The organism is Streptomyces sp. NBC_01471 (genome assembly GCF_041438865.1).
Lineage (GTDB): Bacteria > Actinomycetota > Actinomycetes > Streptomycetales > Streptomycetaceae > Streptomyces.
On record NZ_CP109450.1, the window covers coordinates 1,507,892 to 1,526,185 of the forward strand.

Annotated in this window: 13 protein-coding genes; 1 reads left to right on the plus strand and 12 read right to left on the minus strand. The window is 65.8% G+C overall.

Going from position 1 to position 18,294, the window contains the following annotated elements:
• Positions 1-4 precede the first annotated feature (4 nt).
• From OG285_RS06670 to OG285_RS06710, 9 genes are all read right to left on the minus strand, one after another.
• Positions 5-961, minus strand: coding sequence for a DMT family transporter (locus OG285_RS06670; protein WP_356830173.1), 957 nt, complete (start codon positions 959-961; stop codon positions 5-7).
• 71 nt (positions 962-1,032) lie between these two features.
• Entirely contained in the window at positions 1,033-2,286 is a 1,254-nt protein-coding gene (locus OG285_RS06675; protein ID WP_371790490.1) for an NAD(P)/FAD-dependent oxidoreductase, read from the minus strand.
• A gap of 45 nt (positions 2,287-2,331) precedes the next feature.
• The gene (locus OG285_RS06680; protein WP_371790491.1) at positions 2,332-3,024 is read right to left on the minus strand and encodes a rhodanese-like domain-containing protein; all 693 of its coding nucleotides are present in this window, start codon (positions 3,022-3,024) and stop codon (positions 2,332-2,334) included.
• The gene (locus tag OG285_RS06685) at positions 3,021-4,661 is read right to left on the minus strand and encodes an AMP-binding protein (protein WP_371790492.1); all 1,641 of its coding nucleotides are present in this window, start codon (positions 4,659-4,661) and stop codon (positions 3,021-3,023) included. Before OG285_RS06685 ends, OG285_RS06680 begins: the two co-directional genes overlap by 4 nt.
• Before the next feature lie 109 nt (positions 4,662-4,770).
• Positions 4,771-5,685 (minus strand): alpha/beta fold hydrolase, encoded by a 915-nt coding sequence (locus OG285_RS06690; RefSeq protein WP_371790493.1) that lies wholly within the window; start codon positions 5,683-5,685, stop codon positions 4,771-4,773.
• The gene (locus OG285_RS06695) at positions 5,678-7,330 is read right to left on the minus strand and encodes an amino acid adenylation domain-containing protein (RefSeq protein WP_371790494.1); all 1,653 of its coding nucleotides are present in this window, start codon (positions 7,328-7,330) and stop codon (positions 5,678-5,680) included. The genes OG285_RS06690 and OG285_RS06695 overlap by 8 nt, the downstream gene beginning before the upstream one ends.
• Positions 7,327-7,800 carry an N-acetyltransferase family protein gene (locus OG285_RS06700; RefSeq protein ID WP_371790495.1) on the minus strand — a complete coding sequence of 158 codons (474 nt, stop codon included), beginning with the start codon at positions 7,798-7,800 and terminating at the stop codon, positions 7,327-7,329. The genes OG285_RS06695 and OG285_RS06700 overlap by 4 nt, the downstream gene beginning before the upstream one ends.
• On the minus strand, positions 7,797-8,273 hold the full coding sequence (locus OG285_RS06705; protein ID WP_356830159.1) for a hypothetical protein: 477 nt from the start codon (positions 8,271-8,273) through the stop codon (positions 7,797-7,799). The genes OG285_RS06700 and OG285_RS06705 overlap by 4 nt, the downstream gene beginning before the upstream one ends.
• Before the next feature lie 1,775 nt (positions 8,274-10,048).
• Positions 10,049-10,489 carry a hypothetical protein gene (locus OG285_RS06710; RefSeq protein ID WP_371790496.1) on the minus strand — a complete coding sequence of 147 codons (441 nt, stop codon included), beginning with the start codon at positions 10,487-10,489 and terminating at the stop codon, positions 10,049-10,051.
• A 374-nt stretch (positions 10,490-10,863) separates the two neighbouring features.
• Here OG285_RS06710 and OG285_RS06715 point away from each other — a divergent pair, with 374 nt between their 5' ends.
• Positions 10,864-13,860, plus strand: coding sequence for a BTAD domain-containing putative transcriptional regulator (locus tag OG285_RS06715; protein WP_371790497.1), 2,997 nt, complete (start codon positions 10,864-10,866; stop codon positions 13,858-13,860).
• Between the two features lie 386 nt (positions 13,861-14,246).
• Here the strand turns inward: OG285_RS06715 and metG are convergent, their stop codons facing one another.
• From metG to OG285_RS06730, 3 genes are all read right to left on the minus strand, one after another.
• Positions 14,247-15,890 (minus strand): methionine--tRNA ligase, encoded by a 1,644-nt coding sequence (gene metG, locus OG285_RS06720; protein ID WP_371790498.1) that lies wholly within the window; start codon positions 15,888-15,890, stop codon positions 14,247-14,249.
• A 111-nt stretch (positions 15,891-16,001) separates the two neighbouring features.
• On the minus strand, positions 16,002-16,607 hold the full coding sequence (locus tag OG285_RS06725) for a hypothetical protein (protein WP_371790499.1): 606 nt from the start codon (positions 16,605-16,607) through the stop codon (positions 16,002-16,004).
• A gap of 413 nt (positions 16,608-17,020) precedes the next feature.
• Positions 17,021-18,244 carry a cytochrome P450 gene (locus OG285_RS06730; protein WP_371790500.1) on the minus strand — a complete coding sequence of 408 codons (1,224 nt, stop codon included), beginning with the start codon at positions 18,242-18,244 and terminating at the stop codon, positions 17,021-17,023.
• Positions 18,245-18,294 lie beyond the last annotated feature (50 nt).

Genomic DNA, 18,294 nt, shown 5'->3' on the forward strand with positions numbered 1-18,294 from the left:
CGGTTCATGAAGTCATCTCAGCTTTCTCTGTGAGCTGAGCTTCAGGCGCCGGCGGCTTGTTGCGGGTGCGCTGGATGGCCAGCAGCACGCCGCCGATGAGCAGTGCGATTCCAAGGATCTCCAGCAGCGGCGGCATGTGGCCGGACCAGGTGAAGACATAGATCAGTCCGGCAATGACCTGGACGACGACGAGTTGCCCCGCGATGGAAATCGGCACCAGCCCCGAGGAACGGTTCCAGAGCACCGTTCCGACCCATGAGACAAGCACACCGAGAACCAGACTGCCGATCAGCAGAGGACGGAACTGGTCCGTTCCTTCGATGTGCACCCCGCCGGAGACAGCGGCGATCGGCAGGGCCACCAACGACAGGGCCAGCGTGCACACGCCCATGAGCGTGGACCAGTTGGTCGACGAGATCTCCGGATGCTTCTTGAGGAAGTTGGCATTGGCCACCGCGTAACCCGTCCACAGGACGAGCGCTGTCAGCGCCGACGCGAGACCGATCACCCACGTCATTCCGGAGTGGCCGTTGAAGGCGGTTTTCCAGTCGACCTCCATGTAGTTGACCAGGACCAGACCGACCACGATGACGCCGAGAGGAAGCAGCAGCCGCGAGAACGGAAACTCCCTGCGGACCCAGTTACCCGTCAGCGCGACGGTCACGGGCAGCGTCCCGATGATCACTGTCGTGATGGGCGCCCCCGTGTGGGTGATCCCCTCCACCAGGAAGAAGTAGTAGCCCAGGTGGCCCGCGAAGGCGAACGCCACGGCCGTGAACCATACTCGCCGGCCCAGGCCGCGCATTCCGGCGCCGCGTCTGAGGATCATGATGCCGAGCGACAGCACTCCGAAGACGAGGTACCGTCCCAGCGCGAGAGCGACGGCGTCCGAGTTGGGGAGCAGCACCGGCAACAGAAATGCCAGGCCCCAGAACAGGTTGGCACTGATGCCGCACAGCACCCCGACGAGAGGTGACGGAGTTTGAATACGCATATCACAGCTTCTTGGTTCTAGACGCCATATGGGTTGGGCTAGCGTTTGAGACGAGCGACACCCCGGGTCATCATCCCGCGCATGAGGGCTCGTTGGAATTCGCCCGGGAGCAGCATGCGGCCGGTGAGGGCCAGATACTTCTGGCTCAGTTCCTGATTGCCGCTGATGGTCTGGAACATCCTCCGGCGGGACGCCTCGTCCTTGTCGACGAGAGAGTCACCGCATATACCTTCGGCATGCGGGAGAATGACGTCTTCGAACTGCTTCCGGTATTCGGCCAGTCCGTCTGCGAGATCAGCCTTCGCCAGGGATCGGTCGGCGAACGCGCGAGCCAGCAGATCGGCCGACAGCAACGCGAATCCACAGCCGACGCCACTCATGGGGTCCAGTGACAGGGCCGCATCTCCGACGAAGGGGATCGAGCCCAGTACCGGCTGGCGGATCAGGCTCGGGTAGTCGTTGGAGACCAGCAGCCCGCCCTCCGGGACCGCGTCGGACATCGATGGCGCTTCCGGCAGGTCATCGAAGTACTTCAGGAACTGCTGGAGCCGGCCGTCCGAGCCGTGCCAGTCCTCGACCCGCGACTTCTCCGCGAAGAGGACCAGCTGAGTCCTGCCGTCGATGAGCGGATAGACGCAGGCCAGGTCCCGCTCGTTCATGATGAAGACCGAGCTGTTGTCCGGCCGGGTCTTGATCCCCGTGAAATAACCGAAGAGAGCCGCGCGCTCATTCGGATGGGAATCGGTCGGGTTTCCCAGCTCATTGGCCAGCCGCGAACGGCGGCCGTCCGCGGCCACCACCAGGCGGGCCCGGTAGCGGTGGGCCCCGGACTCACCGCTCGTGTCGAGGGTCCAGCCGGATTCGTCCTCTTCGATTTTCTCCACGGCGGTGGAGTCGATGTACTGGACGCCCTGCTCCCGCGCGGCTGTTCGCAGTGCGGGGTCGAGGACGCTCCGTTCCAGATTGAGCGCCCATGAATCCGGCTGCTCGGGAACATAGGCCCCGGGCGTCTCGACCACGCCCCCGGGCGTCACGAAGATGGCCTTGGTGGCCACGGACCAGGCGGGCTCATGGAGGTGGCTCACTCCGAGCTCCGCCAGTTGCGGCCACGCGTGCGGCTGAATGAAATGGGTACAGAGCCGCTTGTGGGACTGGTCGTTCATCGCCTTCTTGTCGAAGATCGCGACCCGATAACCCATCTGACTGAAGCGGATTGCGGTGGCACAGCCGGCGATGCTCCCGCCCACCACCGCGACATCCAACTGCGACTCGTCGAACTTCGGAGTACTCACAGGTCGACTACCATCTCTCTGCTCGGCTGATTCTCTGCCTGCTGCCTAGCCGGCACACCCGCAGTCGACGTGGTCATGGGCCTCGGACTGGGCTGCCGTTCCTTCGGTGGCGTGGCCGTCCCGCTTCCACCAGTCCAGACCGCCGATCAACTCCTTGACCCGAAAGCCCGAGGTCGCCAGCTTGAGTGCCGTCTTCGTGGAGGCGTTGCAGCCGATGCCATCGCAGTAGGCGACGTACAGCGGTGTTTTGGAGAGGCTGGCCAGTGAATCCTGAGAGATCGAGCGGTGAGGAATGCTGATCGCGCCAGGAATATGTTCCCTGTCGTAGGACTCGCTGCTGCGGCCGTCGACAACGACCAGGTCCTGCCCGTCATCGAGTGCCGTCTGCAGATCCGCGGAGTCGATCTCATAGGCAAGCTTCTCCTGGTAGAAGTCCACCTGCGATCGCTGTTCTCGGGACACGTCACTCCCACTCGGGGTCGAGTCTTCGTCTTCCATGAACCGGTCGGCGACGGCATACAGATCACCGAGGGTGCTCGGAGTGACCAGCGAGTCCGCGTGCTCTCCCAGGTCGACGCCGCAGTCTTCCAGAAGCGTGACCAGGACACTGATGGTCAGGAGTGAATCCAGGCCAAGGGTACTGAGTGCCGTGTCGTCGGGCAGTGGAGAAAGGTCCACCGGCTTGCCCAGCGCCATCTCCAGGTATTCGGCGACCTTTTCCTTCACCGCTACAGTCATGACTCCACCTTCTCAATAGGCTCGACGGCGCCATCGGCCGACAGTACGAAATAGTTGGAGTTCGACTGCTGAGCTGCTTCCGCGAGCCGTTGAACCAGTTCACGTTCACCGGATTCCGCAGTCGATGTGGCTGACCCACCAGGCGACCAGGCCAGCAGGGTCGGACGCATGTATTCGGGCAGCAGACCGCGCAGGCGCGCTTCCACGTCCGCCACCACCTGCCGCGCCTCCGACATGACGACGAGAGCGACCACGTCGCGGTTGCTGCGCCGGATCACGGCGACAACCGCCCGGTCGACGCCGGAACAGCCCAGCGCAGCCCGGCGGATCTCACTCAGATGGGTACGGCGGCCCGCCAGCCACGTGACTTCCTCGTCGCCGTGACTGTGCAGCACGATGTTGCCGTCTTCTTCGTAGCTGCATATGTCGCCGGTCCTGAAGTAGCGCGTCCCGTCCAGCTCGACGACAAGACGGGCGGTCTCGTCGGGTTGGTCGAAGTAGCCGCGCATCACCTGGTCGCCGCCGACCCAGAGCTCCCCGTTCACGCCGGGCTCATGGATTTCGGCCTCACCCTGCATGATCTTCGCCTTCATGCCCCGCAGAGGCCGGCCGATGGGGTACGCGGTCGTGCGTTCCGCGTCCTCGGACCCGATCTCATGGGTCAGGCTGAAGACAGTGGCCTCGGGTGGGCCGAAGGCGTGGACGAAACGGGTCTCCGGCAGTTGCTGCCGCCAGATGTTGACGACGGCGGGGTCGCAGACCTGGGCACCCGTCATCACCAATTCCAGGCCGGCCAGCTTGGCCCGGGTGATCTGACGGCCGTCCCCGGTAATCATGGCCAGGAGCATCGATACCGCGATCAGATGCGTAATTCGTTCGCGGCCGATGACGGAACGCATGACGGCACCGGCGGGGAGACTACGGAATTGAAAGACAAAGGCTCCCAGCGACAAGGGGAGCAGCGTGTCCTCGAGCGACACATCGACATTGAATGGCGACAGGCTCAGAACACGGGACTCCGCTGTGAAGCGGAGCACCTGATTGTGGTTGCCGAAATAGGCGAAGAGGCCGGCAGCGCTGTTCTCGACCCCTTGGGGCTCACCGGTCGAACCGGCGGCGAAGATGATGTACGCGGCCTGCTCCGGACGACGGGGCACGGTGGAGTGAGTCACCGGCGGCCCGGACAGGATCACGGCCAGTTGTTCTTTGCCCAGCCAGCAGTCCGCGGGAACAACCGGGTCCCGGTCGTCCAGTGCGATCACGGCCACCGGTTGGAGGCGCTTGAGCAGTCCTTCCAGCCGGGCCACCGGCTCAGCGGCGTCAAGTGGGACGTAGACCGCCCCGCACTTCCAGATGGCCAGGGCGAGTATCGGCATGACTGCGCGCTTCTCGGCCAGGACCACCACGCGGTCCCCGGCACCGACCCCCTGCCCGGTCAGCCAGGCGGCAACTGTCTGGGCGCCCTGTTCGAGCTGGGCGAACGTGTAGCTGACGTCTCCATCGTTGATCGCTGTGCGGTCCGGCCACTTGAGGGCCGGAGCGACGAGCAGATCACCGAGAGCGGGTGGAGGGCTGGTCCCGTCAGCAGGATCGATCGACCACGGCGGTAATGCTACCGCCTCGGCTTTGACTACCACTCTCAATCCTGCCTTTCCGCTCGCATTTCTCGAACTAACCTTAATGACCGGTGATATCGGCCGTCAAGGCAATCGATAACTCCGTTTTCGCCACGAATTCTTTGATCGATTAGACGCGTCTCTCCTCGGGATGAAATGCGGTCCTGGCGATCTCGGCCACGGCACTTTTGGCTGAATCCAGCTTGCCGGCGTACAGGCAGAAGTCGTGCGGAAGATCCGGAAAGTGCAGATGTCGCAGCTTGACCGACCGGTCGTCCAGGTGCCCCACCCAGTCGAGTCCTTCGTCACGGAGTACGTCGCAGCCGGTGGTCACGATCGAGCCCGCCGGCAGCCGGTCCAGATCGCTCTCCGACAGGGCGAACGGGTCGAAGTCCCGCCCCGAGAAGAAGGGGTGCAGTATCGACTTGAAGAGCCGCATGCTGCCGCTGTCGAGGAAGTAGCCCCGACCGAAGGCCTGGTAGGACTCGCGCTCCGTCTGGAGGTCGAGGACCGGATAGATCAGTACGACGCGCGAGAAGACCCCGGGCAGGACCCGCAGGCTGAGGTAGAGCGCGAGCAGTCCGCCCACGCTGTCACCGGCGATGACGAGCTGCCGGTCCCCCAGCGTGCGGCACCGTGCCGCGATGTGCTCCGCCAGCCGCTCCACCGACTCCTCAGCGCTGTGTTCCGGCGCCTTCAGATAGTCGAACGCCTCCACGGGCGCATGCAGGGCGCCCGCCAACGTCCTCAGAAATGGCTGGAATACGGCCGTCGAGTAGTAGACCATCCCGCCGCCATGGATATACAGCACGTAGGGCGCGTCCGCGTCCTCCTGTGCCGGGCGGATGACCACCGAGTGCTCACCCGCGTCGATCGACGCGCCGTCGTCCGGCTCGGCCACGCTTCCGAAGCGGGAGATCCAGCGCTCGGCGTTGGTCCGGTCGTCCGCGAGCGAGCCGGTGGACGCCTTCACCGCCATGATCTTCCTGGCGGCGGCCAGACGGCCGAACTCGACGTTCAGGGAAGGCCCCTGCGGATCAGGCATCGCCATCCCCGTCGACGGGCTCGACGTCCCCACCGGCGGTGAACGCGAAGTGGGTCGCGCTCGAATCCGCGGCCGCCTGGGCGAGTTGGCGCATCAGCCGGTTCTCGTCCGTCTTGCCCGTCGAGGACACGGTGAGCACAGGTGACCAGGCGACGAGCGCCGGGCGCATGTACTCGGGCAACAGGTCTCTCAGCCGCCTCTCGACATCCGCCACCACGGCCCGTTCCGGGGCCATCACCACGAGGGCGATCACGTCATGGCCGTTGCGCGGGACCAGCGCGACGGCTGCCCGCTCGACGCCCGGGCCGCCCAGCACGATCTGCCGGATCTCGCCGAGATGGATCCGGCGGCCGGCCAGCTTCACCTCGTCGTCGTTCCGGCCGTGGAACACGAAGTTGCCGTCCTCGTCGTAGCTGCACATGTCGCCCGTGCGGTAGTAGCGGACGCCGTCCACCTCGACCACGCGGCGGGCGGTCTCCTCCGGCTGGCCGAAGTAGCCGCTCATCACCTGCTCGCCGCCGATCCACAACTCACCGGCCCGGCCGCGCTCATGGACCTCGGCCCCGTCCTCCACGATCCGTGCCGCCACGCCGCGCAGGGGCCGGCCGATCGGGTACGAGCTCACCCGCTCCGGGTCCGCCCGCTCGATCTCATGGGTGACGCAGACGATCGTCGCCTCGGTCGGCCCGTAGGCGTTGATGACGCGCACCTCGGGCAAGCTGGTCTTCCAGACGTTGATGACACCGGGGTCGCAGACCTCCGCGCCCGTCATCATCATCTGCAGGGAGGGGAAGTTCTCCCTTGTGACGTGCCGCCCGCCCTCCGTGATCATCGTCAGGAGCGTGGACACGGCGATCAGATGCGTGATCCGCTCGCGTTTAATGATCGCGCGCATGATGGCGCCGGCGTGGACGTTGCGGAACTGGTAGACGAACGCCCCCAGCGACAGGGGCAGCAGCGTGTCCTCGATCGACACGTCGAAGTGGAACGGGGACAGGCTGAAGACCCGTGAGTCGGGCGTGAACCGGAGCACCTCGTTGTGGTTCCCGAAGTACGCGACCAGGCTGGCGACGCTGATCTCGACGCCCTTCGGCGCTCCCGTCGACCCCGACGTGAAGATGATGTACGCCGTGTCCTCGGGAGCCTTCGCCACGGCCGGCCGGTCCGGGGCCGGCCCCGACAGGATCGCGTCGAGCTGTGCCCGGCCGACCCAGCGGACGCCCGGGACCGACGGCTCCCGGTCGTCCAGGGCGATCACGACACGCGGCTCCAGGCGGCCGAGCAGGCTGCCCAGACGGGGAACCGGCTGCGCAGCGTCGAGCGGGACGTAGACCGCGCCGCACTTCCAGATCCCGATGGCCAGGACGGGCATGATGGCGCACTTCTCAGCCAGGATCGCGACCCGGTCCCCGCTCCCCACGCCCTGCTCGCTCAGCCAGGCCGCGAGCGCCCGGGCCTGCTGCTCCAGCTCGGCGAACGTGAGTCCGCTTCGTCCGTCGTGGAGCGCCGGGCGGTCCGGCCAGTTGCTCGCCGCTGCCCGGACGATGTCGCCGAGCGCCGGAGGCGGTAAGGCCCGGTCCGCGGAGTCGAGCGACCAGGGAGGCAACGATGTCAGCGGCGCCACCGGTATGGAGATGTCCGTCACGAGACGCCCTGCCCTTCAACGTTGTAATGGAAGCGAAGCTTGGTCTTTTCCCCGGCGCCCATGCGCCGGTAGAAGCCGGCGCCGAGCTCGTTGTCCGGAGGGGTCTGCCACTCGGCCCAGCCGCATCCCCGGGCTGCGGCGAACTCCCCCAGCTGCTCGAGGAAGGTGCGGCCGAGCCCCCTCCCCCGATACGGCTCCCGGAGGTAGAGGCAGTCCATGTAGGCGAACGGTTCGGCGCCCCAGGTGGCGAAGTCGATCGTGACGGTCATGAAGCCGCAGAGCTCTCCGCCGTCCGTCGCCACCCAGCCGTACAGTGCCGGCCGCTCCGAGAACAACGCCGAACGCCAGCGCTCGACTTGGCCGTTCTCACGGAAGTCCGCCTTCTCGTACGCCGCATGCTCCTGACACATCGTCAGCAGTCCGTCCAGGTGGGACGGCTCGATCGGCTGCACCTTGATGTCGTGGCTCATACCCACCCCGAGAAGGTCGTGTTGAGGTATGCGTCGATCGAGGCCTGGTCGAGCCGGCCCTGCGCCAGCACGGTGTTGACCCAGGCGTCGCGCTCGAACTTGATGACCTCCAACTCCCAGACGCAGGCGATCAGGTCACGCTGGACCAGGGGCGTGACCGTCGTGTTCCCCGCGGCATCGACGGCCGTGCCGCGCACCCAGTGCTTGAGCATGTTGGCGTCGTACCACTGGCTCACCAGCAGGTAATTGCCTTCCGTCCCGTAGTGCAGGATCAGGAAGCCGGCGGGGTGATCCCCCTCCTGCAGGGGTTCGGTCAGCACCGAGGCGGCCTGCTGCTGCAGCCACTCCGGCTCCGGGAGGGTGGAGGCGCTCTCCGGCTCCGCGAACATCGCGTAAACCTTCAGAGCCCGGCCGCACACATCCACCGGCGGGAGCGCCTTGACCAGGCGCGGCGAGTACGTCAGCGGGTTCATGTGACGGCGTACCCCGCTCGCAGGTAATTGGTCATCTCCATCATGCGGCCGTTCCCCTCCGAACTTTTCAGATCGTGATCGCGGAAGGCGTGCATCCGCTTCACGACTCGTGCGGTATTCAATCTGATCTTTCTCGGTTGCACCAGAGTGGAAATCCGAGAATGCGACTCTTCTGTCCGTTTCGGCACTGATGACGTGGGCTGTGATTGATCCCGGTCGCCCTCAAACATTCATTCGCCTTGCAGTTTTGTTACTGATCACGCCGGAATCTGTTTGCCGACTTCATGTCCGCTTCTCCTTCTGATCGGGGCGCACGAAGGCTCCCGGTGTGCCCGGGATGCGCACCGGCTCCGAAGCCGGGGGGTCATACTTCCTGCCGTTTAGATCATTACTGCTGGTCAGGCGAGTGTCGGCAGGGCGGCGCCCCGCTGCAAGCAGGCGGGACCGACCTTGGCGGAAATCCGCTTCAGACGGCCTCGCATCGGCCATGGATGAGACATCGAACAATCCCGAAGGGCGTAACCCATCGGGGGGAGTCAGGAATGAATTGCACCGCGACCTCCGCTAGCCGACCCGGGGCGGATCAGCGTTCATTCCAGCGGGAAGTTCTGCAGAATTCAACACCCAGTTGGACACCGCGGTAGAACCGCGCCGCGTCCTCCGGCATCTGACTCAAGACGTCCAAAAGTTCTTACCGCGAGCGCGCCGTCAATAGCCTCGGCTTCCGCCGCGAGACCTCTCATGACAACTCCCCCTCCGTCGCTTCACTGCTCGAAAGTAGATCTGGGCCGAAGAACCATGTCAAGCATCGGCGGGCGAGTTCCCAAGTAATGAGACCCAAAGCACCAGTTGGTACCGGATGCGCCATCAAGCCCCATAGATACACATTTTGACGGTGCCTCAACTTGCCCCGGGGACTTGCCGGTTGATTAACCTGCATGCGAGGATCCAAGTGCTCGCTGGATGGCTCTGTGCTTGTTCCTGGCGTCTGGAGGTCGCCCCGGTCCCGACCGGGACGGTTTCGGAGCCGCCGCCGGACAGGCCACGACCACGCGGACTGTGCTTGAGCGCGTGTGGGAGCCGGACACCGGCCCAGCGGCAGCAACTCGCCGACGCATACGCCAACTTTCCCGACGTCCCGCCCCCGCCTGCTGACCGCCGCCGAACGTGAGCCAGACCCGGACTCTGGCCCACGGCCCGCCATCGGGAGGGCGGCGACCACCCCGACGCCGGCCGCGACCGGCTTCCCCGCCACCTGATCGAGAAGCCTCAGGTCACTGTCCTCGACGAGAGCAAACACGGTGCGGTCGAGGTCACTTGGGCCGACGGCACCGCACCACCGGCGCAGCCATCCGCTCCGCCGCCCGCCCGGACCGGCTCAGCTCCCGCCCACCCGATGGCGGGGGCCCGTGAAGCGGAATGGCTCCGCCCTCTTTATGGCAATCCGCGGGCACCGCCCACGACGAGCCGGCCCGCCCATGCGAAGACCGCGGCACTCCGCTGTGCGCAGGGATGCCCTGATCCCTGACCGCGAAGCGCAGGTCAGTCGTCCTTCTTGATCTCGTCGCGGAGAAGGGCTGGAAGCGCCAGTTCTCCGAGGGGGAGGCAGTGTTTCCGGTGCCCCGGGCCGAGGCTGTGCTGTCCCGCCCGGCAGATGCCGGGTGTCCGGACCGACCTGCGGGTCCGCCCGACTGCCGATGTGTCAGCTCGTGCCGGGACAGGTCGGTGCGGTCCGACGGTTCGGCTTGACGCGAGTGTGCGCCGGTGATCCCTGGTCAGCGGCGGCCGGTGGCCAGGGTGACGAGGAACTGGCCGCCGCCCGGCTCGATGTCGGCGGTAACCGGCAGCCCCGGTACCAGTCGGGAGAACCGGTCCACCAGCCAATCCGCCGCCTCTTGGGCGTCCCGCCTGGTCGGACAGCGGCCCACCATCTCGCGGCCCCCCTTGCGCTCCAGCCTCCCGGCAACGGTGATCAGCGGCGCGGGTTCGACCACGTACAGGCGGTCCGGCCAGGCGATGACCACCTTGACCGCACCTTTGCGGGTGTTGCATCCGCGGTGCGCGAGCCGCTCGGCGACCTTGGCCTTCCGGTCGGCAGTCCGGCTGTCGACGCTGGGCCCCCGCGGGTCGTTGACCGACTCGTCCGGGTCGACCGCTTCGTCACACACCCAGCACCGCCAGCCGTCACGCTCGGCCACATCATCAAGGAGACCCATCCGAGCAAACTAGCCTGCCCGGCCGCCACCCCGCGCACCAGGCCCCGTCAAAGCCTCAACACCGTGCCGAGCGGTCTCTCTCCGCCACCTGTGCATGACCACCGGTGCATGCACATCACCCGAACTCGTAGGTCGGTCGTCCTTCTTCACCGGCTCCAGAATCGCCACGCACTCCACATGGTGCGTCATCGGGTGAGAGGCGAACCGCACCACGGAGTCGGACTGCTGGCAGTGCATGGCCCGGGTCATCACCGTCGGACCGGAGCCCCCGGTCACCCGATTCCTGATCACATACCACCACTGATCACATCGGAATAACTCGTCTAGGGTAGCGACAGCAGTTGACAGTGGTGCGGCGGAGAGGGCGTGAGCAGGTGGCTGAGAAGCTTCGCTTCACCGTGCTCGGGGCAGTGCGTGTACACCGCGGCGATTCGGAACTGCGAATCGGTCCTCCGCAGTTGCGGGCCACGCTGACAGTACTTCTGCTGCGGCCGGGACATGCCGCGTCGAGGGCACAGTTGGTCGACGCGTTGTGGGGTGCCACACCGCCCAGAAAGGCCACCACCACGATCCGCACCTATGCCTGGCAGTTGAGAAAGATTCTGGAACCGGACCGCTCGACACCGAGCGTGGTGGTGTCGGTCGGGGACGGCTACCGGCTGGTCGTCCCGCCGTCCGCACTGGATGTGGGGCGGGTCGAGGCCCTCGCCCATGACGCGGCACGGGCACGTACCTCAGGGCGGATCGAGGAGGCGAGCGATCTGCTGGCCCAGGCACTCGACCTGTGGCAGGGGGAGCCGCTGGCGAGTGTGCCCGGCCCCTTCGCCATGCGGCAGCGCGACCGATTGGAGGAGTTACGGATCGCCCTGCTGGAGGAACGTCTCGACCTCGACTTGGCCCTGGGCCGCCATCGTCTGACCATAGCCGACCTGGTGGAACTCACGGCCATGTATCCCTTGCGTGAGCGTCCTTACGGCCTGTTGATGCGCGCGTTGTACGGGGCGGGGAGGCAGGCCGACGCGCTCGCGGTGTTCAACGGTGTCAGAAGACTGCTGCTGGAGGAGCAGGGCATCGATCCGGGGCCCGAGCTGAGTACTGTTTACCGGCAGGTACTGGAGAGCGACCCGGCCCTGTCCGTCGCGGTCTCCGAGGAGTTCGCGGCACCCGACGAGCCGAAGCGGGCAGCGGAGGGCGGGCCGACCATCACCCGGGACTGCGAGCCGGTGCCGGTGCTGCCGGCCCCGGCTCAACTCCCCCCCGACATACCCGACTTCACCGGGCGCGCTGCCGCCATCAGCGAAATACGTACCCTGCTGACGACACCTGGGCGCCGTACCCTGACCGCCGTGGCGGTGGCCGGGATGGGAGGAATCGGGAAGACCTCCCTGGCCCTGCACATCGCCCATGGTGTACGCCACGCCTATCCGGACGGGCAGCTCTATGCCGATCTGCGGGGCAACGACGACAGCCCGGCCGAGCCGGGCATCGTCCTGACGGGGTTCCTCCTGTCACTGGGCATCGCAGCCCAAGCGGTGCCCGACGCACTAGACGACCGCTGCAAGCTGTTGCGTTCCACGCTGGACGGCCGCCGAGTACTGATCGTCCTGGACAACGCACGGGACGCGGCACAGGTCCAGCACCTGATTCCCGGATCGGTGGGCTGCGGGGTCATCGTCACCAGCAGGTCGCGTCTGTTCGGCCTGCCCCTCACGGATCAGCTCAGCCTTGACACGTTCCGGCCCGATGAGGCCCTCTCCCTGCTGGGCACGGTCATCGGGCACGAGCGGCTCGACGCGGAGAGAGCGGAAGGGCTCGAACTGGCCCGGCTCTGCGGGTTCCTGCCGCTGGCCATCCGGATCGTGGCCACCAAGCTTGCCTCCCGGCAGGGGTGGACCATCGCAACGCTGACCGCCCGGCTCACCAATGAGCAGCGCCGTATCAAGGAACTGCGCGTGGGTGACGTGTCGATCCACGCCGCCTTCGAGCTCGGATACCGGCAGCTGACGCCTCAGCAAGCCCGCGCCTTCCGACTGATCGCCGCCGTGGTTCCGCTGGATATCGGGCTCCCCGTTGCCTCGGCCGTACTCGCGGAGGACGAGGAGGTGACGGAGCAACTGCTGGAATCCCTTGTGGACGCTGCCATGCTCGAGTCCCCGGAGCCGGGCCGTTACCGATACCACGATCTGCTCCGCGCTTTCGCCCAGCGGGCGGAGAGCAGGCACTCGGTCGACACGGAGCGAGCGTTCGGGAGACTGCTCGACTTTCTGCTGGCCACCGCGTGCAATGCCTTCTCGCACGCCGTGCCGGGCGACCCAGTGGCCGACTCGCTCGGCCCGGTGAGGTCGGCGGGTGTGTGGTTCCGCGACGTCCATACGGCGCGTTCGTGGATCCTCGGTGAGATCAGGCTGATAACGGCGGCCGCACTGGACGCCGTCGACTGGCCGGCGGAACCGGACAACGGACGGCTGTGGACCGCCGTGAATCTTCTCATCGCGGTCAGCCCCTTTTGCGCTGACGCCCGGTCCGAGGGACTGGCGCCCGTCACGTTGGAGCTGGCCCGGAAGGCCGAACTGCTGGGAGACCAGCGCGTATACGGTCGGGCGCAGTTGCTGTCCAGCACCATTGCGCTGCAGGCTGCACGGGCAGCCGACACCGAGAGGCATGCGCGCCTTGCCATCGAGGCGTCGCGGAACGCAGACGACAAGGTCATTCTCCGGCAGGCGCTGAACGACCTCGGAGTGGCCCTCATGTTCCTGCGCCAATTCGACGAGGCGGTGGTCTGCTTCGACGAGGCGATCGCGCTCGCCCACGCTTTGGGTCACACGTCGGGCCAGGCGGCGAGCACGACCAACGCGGCGCTCGCTCGTGTGCGCAGTGGCAGGGCCACCGAGGCGATACCGGCCTGCGAAGCTGTACTTGTGCAGCTTCGCGCCATAGGCGATCTTCCGGGTGTCGCGTACGCGTTGTACGTGCTGGCTCAGGCACTGCACGAACGGGAGCAGTACGAGGGTGCAGCCGCCCGCTACACCGAATGTCTCGACGTGTGCCGCTCGGCCGGTATTCGGGGACGCGAGGCACATGCCTTGTACAAGCTCGCCGAAACGCTCCGCAAGATGGAGCGCTACCACGAGGCGGTGCAGTACGCCACCGACGCCGTCGCACGATGCGAGGAGATCGGAGCCGTACGGGACCAAGCGTACGCTTTGGTGGTGCTGGGTCAGGCCCAGGCTGATCTGGGCTTGACCGATACCGCCCGTATCCAACTGAACAGGGCACAGATGCTCTTCGCCTGTCTGGAACTCCCCGATGCCGACGATGTCAGCAAGATGCTGAGCGGCCTGACGGGCCATTCCGTACCCCCCAGGCCGTGACGGACAATCGGGTAGTGCTCGACCGAATACCTGGCTGATACTCGGCTACGCGTCGCTGCTTTGCTGAGCACTACCCGAAGCCGTGCTGTTCCAGCCTATTCCGGGGCCCTCGGCCCACTCGTGGTGCTTCACCGAGTCGGAAGACGGGAGACCCGGCAGTCCGGCCGGGAAGGCACTTCCGATGGTGCCGCTCAAGATGACCGCCAGTGCCAGCGTGACCAATGAAAAACTCAGACGCGAAAGCATCTCGCCTTTAGGTGGTACCACTTCACATGTCCGTTCTGTGGGTTCGTGCCGCCGGGGTCCGCAGCACCTGAACCGCTGGTGATGGTGGCGGGCCAGCCTCGTGCCTGCAATGGCGCCGCCACACCCACGACCAGCCGGATTCAGGCCAGTTCAAGCTTCGGGAAAAGAGGTGCTGCCTTTTCGATACGCCGTCCAGCCGGGTTCACGACCAGGTCAGCGATACGGCACTCGGGGCTTTCATTGAGAGCGGACAACATGTTAGCAGAGGCCTGCGGAATGAACGGGCGCAGCAGCACTCCGAGCCGTTGAAGAACCCGATAGGCGTGATGCAGAACGCTGTCGAGTTCCTGAGCGGCGCGGGCGTCACCCTGTGCGGCAGCCTTGGCTAGATGCCAGGGTGCACGCTCGTCGACATAAGCATTGGTGCGCCGCACCAGGTCCCAGATCCTGGCCAGTGCTTCACGGTGGTCGTATCGCTCCATCGCGGCATCGGCCTCACGCGTACTGACCGATGCCTGCTCCAGCAGGGCCTCTTCCGGAGCACCCAGTGGACCGCTCGCTGGAAGCACACCCTCTCGATATCGGACGGTCATCGCAGTAATCCTGCTGAGCAGGTTGCCGAGCGCATTGGCGAGGTCCGTGTTGTACCTAGTGACCAGGCGCTCCTGGCTGAAGTCTCCGTCGCCAAAGGGTGAGAAATCGGCGAGCAGAAGATAACGCAGTGCGTCCTGGCCGTAGTCCCGCAGGAGATCCATGGGGTCGATCGCGTTGCCCAGGCTCTTGCTGAGCTTCTGACCGCCAGCGGTGATGTATCCGTGCACCATCACCTCGGTGGGCAAAGGCAGTCCGGCCGAAAGCAGCATGGCCGGCCAGTAGATGGCGTGGAAGCGCAGAACACCTTTACCGACCACGTGGGTCCGCCGGTCGGCGTTCGCCCAGAAGCACTTGTAAGCGTCCTTCTCTTCCGTCCAGCCGAGGGCGTTGATGTAGTTCGTCAACGCGTCGATCCAGACGTACATCACCTGACTCTCGTCATCAGGCACCGGGATGCCCCAACCACGCGCCCGTTCGACGGACCGCGAGATGCTGATGTCTTCCAGTCCGGCGCGAATGAAGGATGTGACCTCATTCAGCCGTGACTCCGGGTAGATCTTCAGCCGCCCTGAGGAAAGCTCCTCCAGCAACTGGTTTCCGTAGCGCGAGAGTCGGAAGAAGTAGTTGCGTTCCGTCACCAGTTCCGGCTCGACGAGGTGCTCAGGGCACTTTCCGTCTTTCAGCTCGTCGGGAGTATAGAACTGCTCGCAGCCCACACAATACAGGCCCTCGTAGTCCTTGGTGTAGATGTCATCACGTTCCTCCATCCGGCGCCAGATTTGAGTGGCACCGGCAATGTGGTTTGTGCTGACGCTCGTCCGAATAAAATCACTGACCTTGATGTTCAAAGATTCGAGCAAAGTCTCGAAAAAATGCACGTTGCGGTCAACGAGTTCCCTCGTGGAAATACCCTCGCGCTCGGCGGCCAGTACGTTTTTGAGGCTGTTTTCGTCCGTGCCGCTGAGGAAGAAGACATCCTTCTGGCTCGCCATATGCCTTGCGAAAGCGTCCGCTTGTACGTACTCCAACGCATGTCCGAGGTGCGGACGGGCATTTACGTAGGGAATGGTCGTCGAGATGAACGCCGCAGCGGACATGATCTCCTCTATCGGGAATACAGCTGAGCACTGACCCGCGAAGCGGTCCAGCGGGAACTTCGCGAAGCACGTCACTCCACGCGCTTCTATCATCCTAGCGGGTCTCCACGGTCCGCAAATGCGTTCAATAGTCGCAGTCAGAAGCCCTGGTGTCCTGTCCCAGCGGCGGTCTCCGACGGCAGGTCAGTGCCGTCGGCGTTCTGCTCACCGCCATCCGGTGCGCACGCGCAACCAGGCGATCGCGGTTGCCGCTTCGGCCTTTTGGAAAGCGCGCACCGGCGCGGTCTCCCACTCCACCGGCTGCCGTGCGGCCACCACGAACCTGCCAGCCAGAGCCGCCAGGGCGCTGTCGACCTCGGCGGGTTCCGCGGCCCGAGCCGACGGATGCGCCGCGAACACCGCCTCGGGGTCGGGATGCCCCTGTACGGCCGCACACAGCGCGAAGATCATGGGATCGAGCCATGCCTGACCCCGAGCCGCCCAGGCCCAGTCGACGAAAGTGACCTGACCGCCGTTGAGCAGGATGTTGTCCGACCTCAAGTCCGAGTGGAGCAAGGTGTCGCCGGCCGTAGCGGCCGGAAAGCCTGCTTCCGCTTCAGCCAGCCTGACGGCATTGCGGGACGTCCATGAATCGACGTCCCGCAGCGGGTCGGCATCCGCGAGCAGTCGGTTCCAGCCGTGCCACTCCTCCAGCTCACCGCCCCATACGGGCAGGCCGGGCAAGGGAGACGGTGTGGCCCGCTCAGCAAGTGTCACGAGGCTCCTCTGTACCAGCGCCAACTCGGCTGGAAGCCAGGGCACCTTGGCCATGTCTCCTTCGACATCCTCGAAGAGCAGGACGAACCATCCGGCCGACTCGACCGATCCACGGAAGGCGGGCGCCGGAAGACCGAGTCCGGGAGTGAGCGCGCCGGCTACGGCGGCTTCCCGCTCGGCCAGTGCGACCGTGTACGGGTCGCCGCCCCGAGTTACCGCCTTGGCAAAAGCGCGAGTTCCATCGGCGCACCGCAAACGGGCCGCGGTGCCGCGAGAGAACCCTCCTGACTGGTCGAAGGCCATGTCCACGGGGGAGCCGAGGTGATCCGCCACGGCCTCCCGTACCTCCTGTGGCAGCTCTGTCCAGCGGCGGCGGACGGTACGGGCGAGAGGCACATGGGGGCGGGGCGCCGTTGCTTCGTGTGCATCTGCGCGCAAGGAACCTCTTTCAAATGTGTGCGATCGGGTCACTTTGTGGTTCCCCCTGTTACGGAAAGCGGCCATTTCATGCCCATGGTGATGTGCCAATCGATGACGACCGGACGAATCTCGATCGTCTCGGCCAAGTAGGCGTCGAGGACCGTGCGCATGATGTGCTTGGTGACGAGGGCGCCCATGCAAGCGTGTCGCCCCCGGCCGAAGGCAACGTGGGCGCCGGTGCGGCCCCGGCGGAACTCCAGTGGTGCTGCGAACCGGCGAGGGTCACGATTGGCCGCGGCCAGCACCAGTACCACTCGGTCCCCGGCGGGAATGCGCTGGCCGTGAATTTCCATGTCCCTCTGTGCACGCCGGGCCGCGAAGTGGAACGGGGTCGCCATTCGGATTGCCTCATGGACGAAACCCGCAGGTTCGGCGGCGTAATGGTCCCGGCGGGCCGGTCCGAGGCAGAGCGCCTGCAGAGCCGTGGCCAGGGCACTGACCGTGGGTTCCAGTGCCCCGGTGACCAGTTGGGCGTAGATCGCCACCGCGTCCGCGGTCTGGAGCACCCGGTCACGGACGGCCGCACCGACGGACCGCGCAAGCGGACTGGCCCCACTTGCCAGGGCATGTCCGGTGAATTCGGTGAACTGCGCGAGCGCACTGTGTGTGTGGTGGATCAGGGTGGCGTCGATCCGGGAGCGTCCCACGAAGCCCATCAGTTTCTCGGACCAGGTCACCAGCCGAGGAAAGTCCTCCGGAGCCACGCCGAGCAGCGCACTGAGCGCGTCCTGGCAGGCTGGTCGCAAAGCCGCTTCCAGCAAGTCCGCGCCTGAACCGGCACGGAACACCCCACGTTTTCGTACGACCTCGGCCACCCGGGTCACCTCGTCGGGTGTGAACGCCGGCCGGAGGACCCTGCGCACGACGTCATGCCGAGGCGCGTCGAGGAACATCGGCCAGCGGGAGAGGAAATCCACCAGTGGACGGACAGCGTCCTGCTGCGGCCCGGGGAGCTTACGGAGGAAAGGTTCCGGGCTGCGCGCACCGAGTCGGGCGTCGAGCAAGAGGCGCCAGACATCGTCGAACCTCGTGACATACCAGGAGGCGGTCTGGGGATGCCAGAGAACTGGGGAGTGCTCGCGAGCGTCGTCGAACCAGCCGAGAGGGTCGTCGAGTTGGAAGGGGCGGGCAGCGTCCACAGCGACTTCGGCAGTGGCACGGGGTGGTGTCGCGTCCCGCGCCGACGCCACCGCGCCCTCGGGGTGATGCATGAAGGAATTCCCTTCCTCGGTGTGGACGGGGTGGCGTCGACGCAGGCATG

Coding starts and splice junctions, on each gene's coding strand:
- OG285_RS06680 (WP_371790491.1), bottom strand. CDS start 3,024: ATGACTGTAGCGGTGAAGGAAAAGGTCGCCGAATACCTGGAGATGGCG.
- OG285_RS06690 (WP_371790493.1), bottom strand. CDS start 5,685: ATGCCTGATCCGCAGGGGCCTTCCCTGAACGTCGAGTTCGGCCGTCTG.
- OG285_RS06700 (WP_371790495.1), bottom strand. CDS start 7,800: ATGAGCCACGACATCAAGGTGCAGCCGATCGAGCCGTCCCACCTGGAC.
- OG285_RS06705 (WP_356830159.1), bottom strand. CDS start 8,273: ATGAACCCGCTGACGTACTCGCCGCGCCTGGTCAAGGCGCTCCCGCCG.
- OG285_RS06710 (WP_371790496.1), bottom strand. CDS start 10,489: ATGGGTCTCCTTGATGATGTGGCCGAGCGTGACGGCTGGCGGTGCTGG.
- metG (WP_371790498.1), bottom strand. CDS start 15,890: ATGATAGAAGCGCGTGGAGTGACGTGCTTCGCGAAGTTCCCGCTGGAC.
- OG285_RS06725 (WP_371790499.1), bottom strand. CDS start 16,607: ATGGCCAAGGTGCCCTGGCTTCCAGCCGAGTTGGCGCTGGTACAGAGG.
- OG285_RS06730 (WP_371790500.1), bottom strand. CDS start 18,244: ATGCATCACCCCGAGGGCGCGGTGGCGTCGGCGCGGGACGCGACACCA.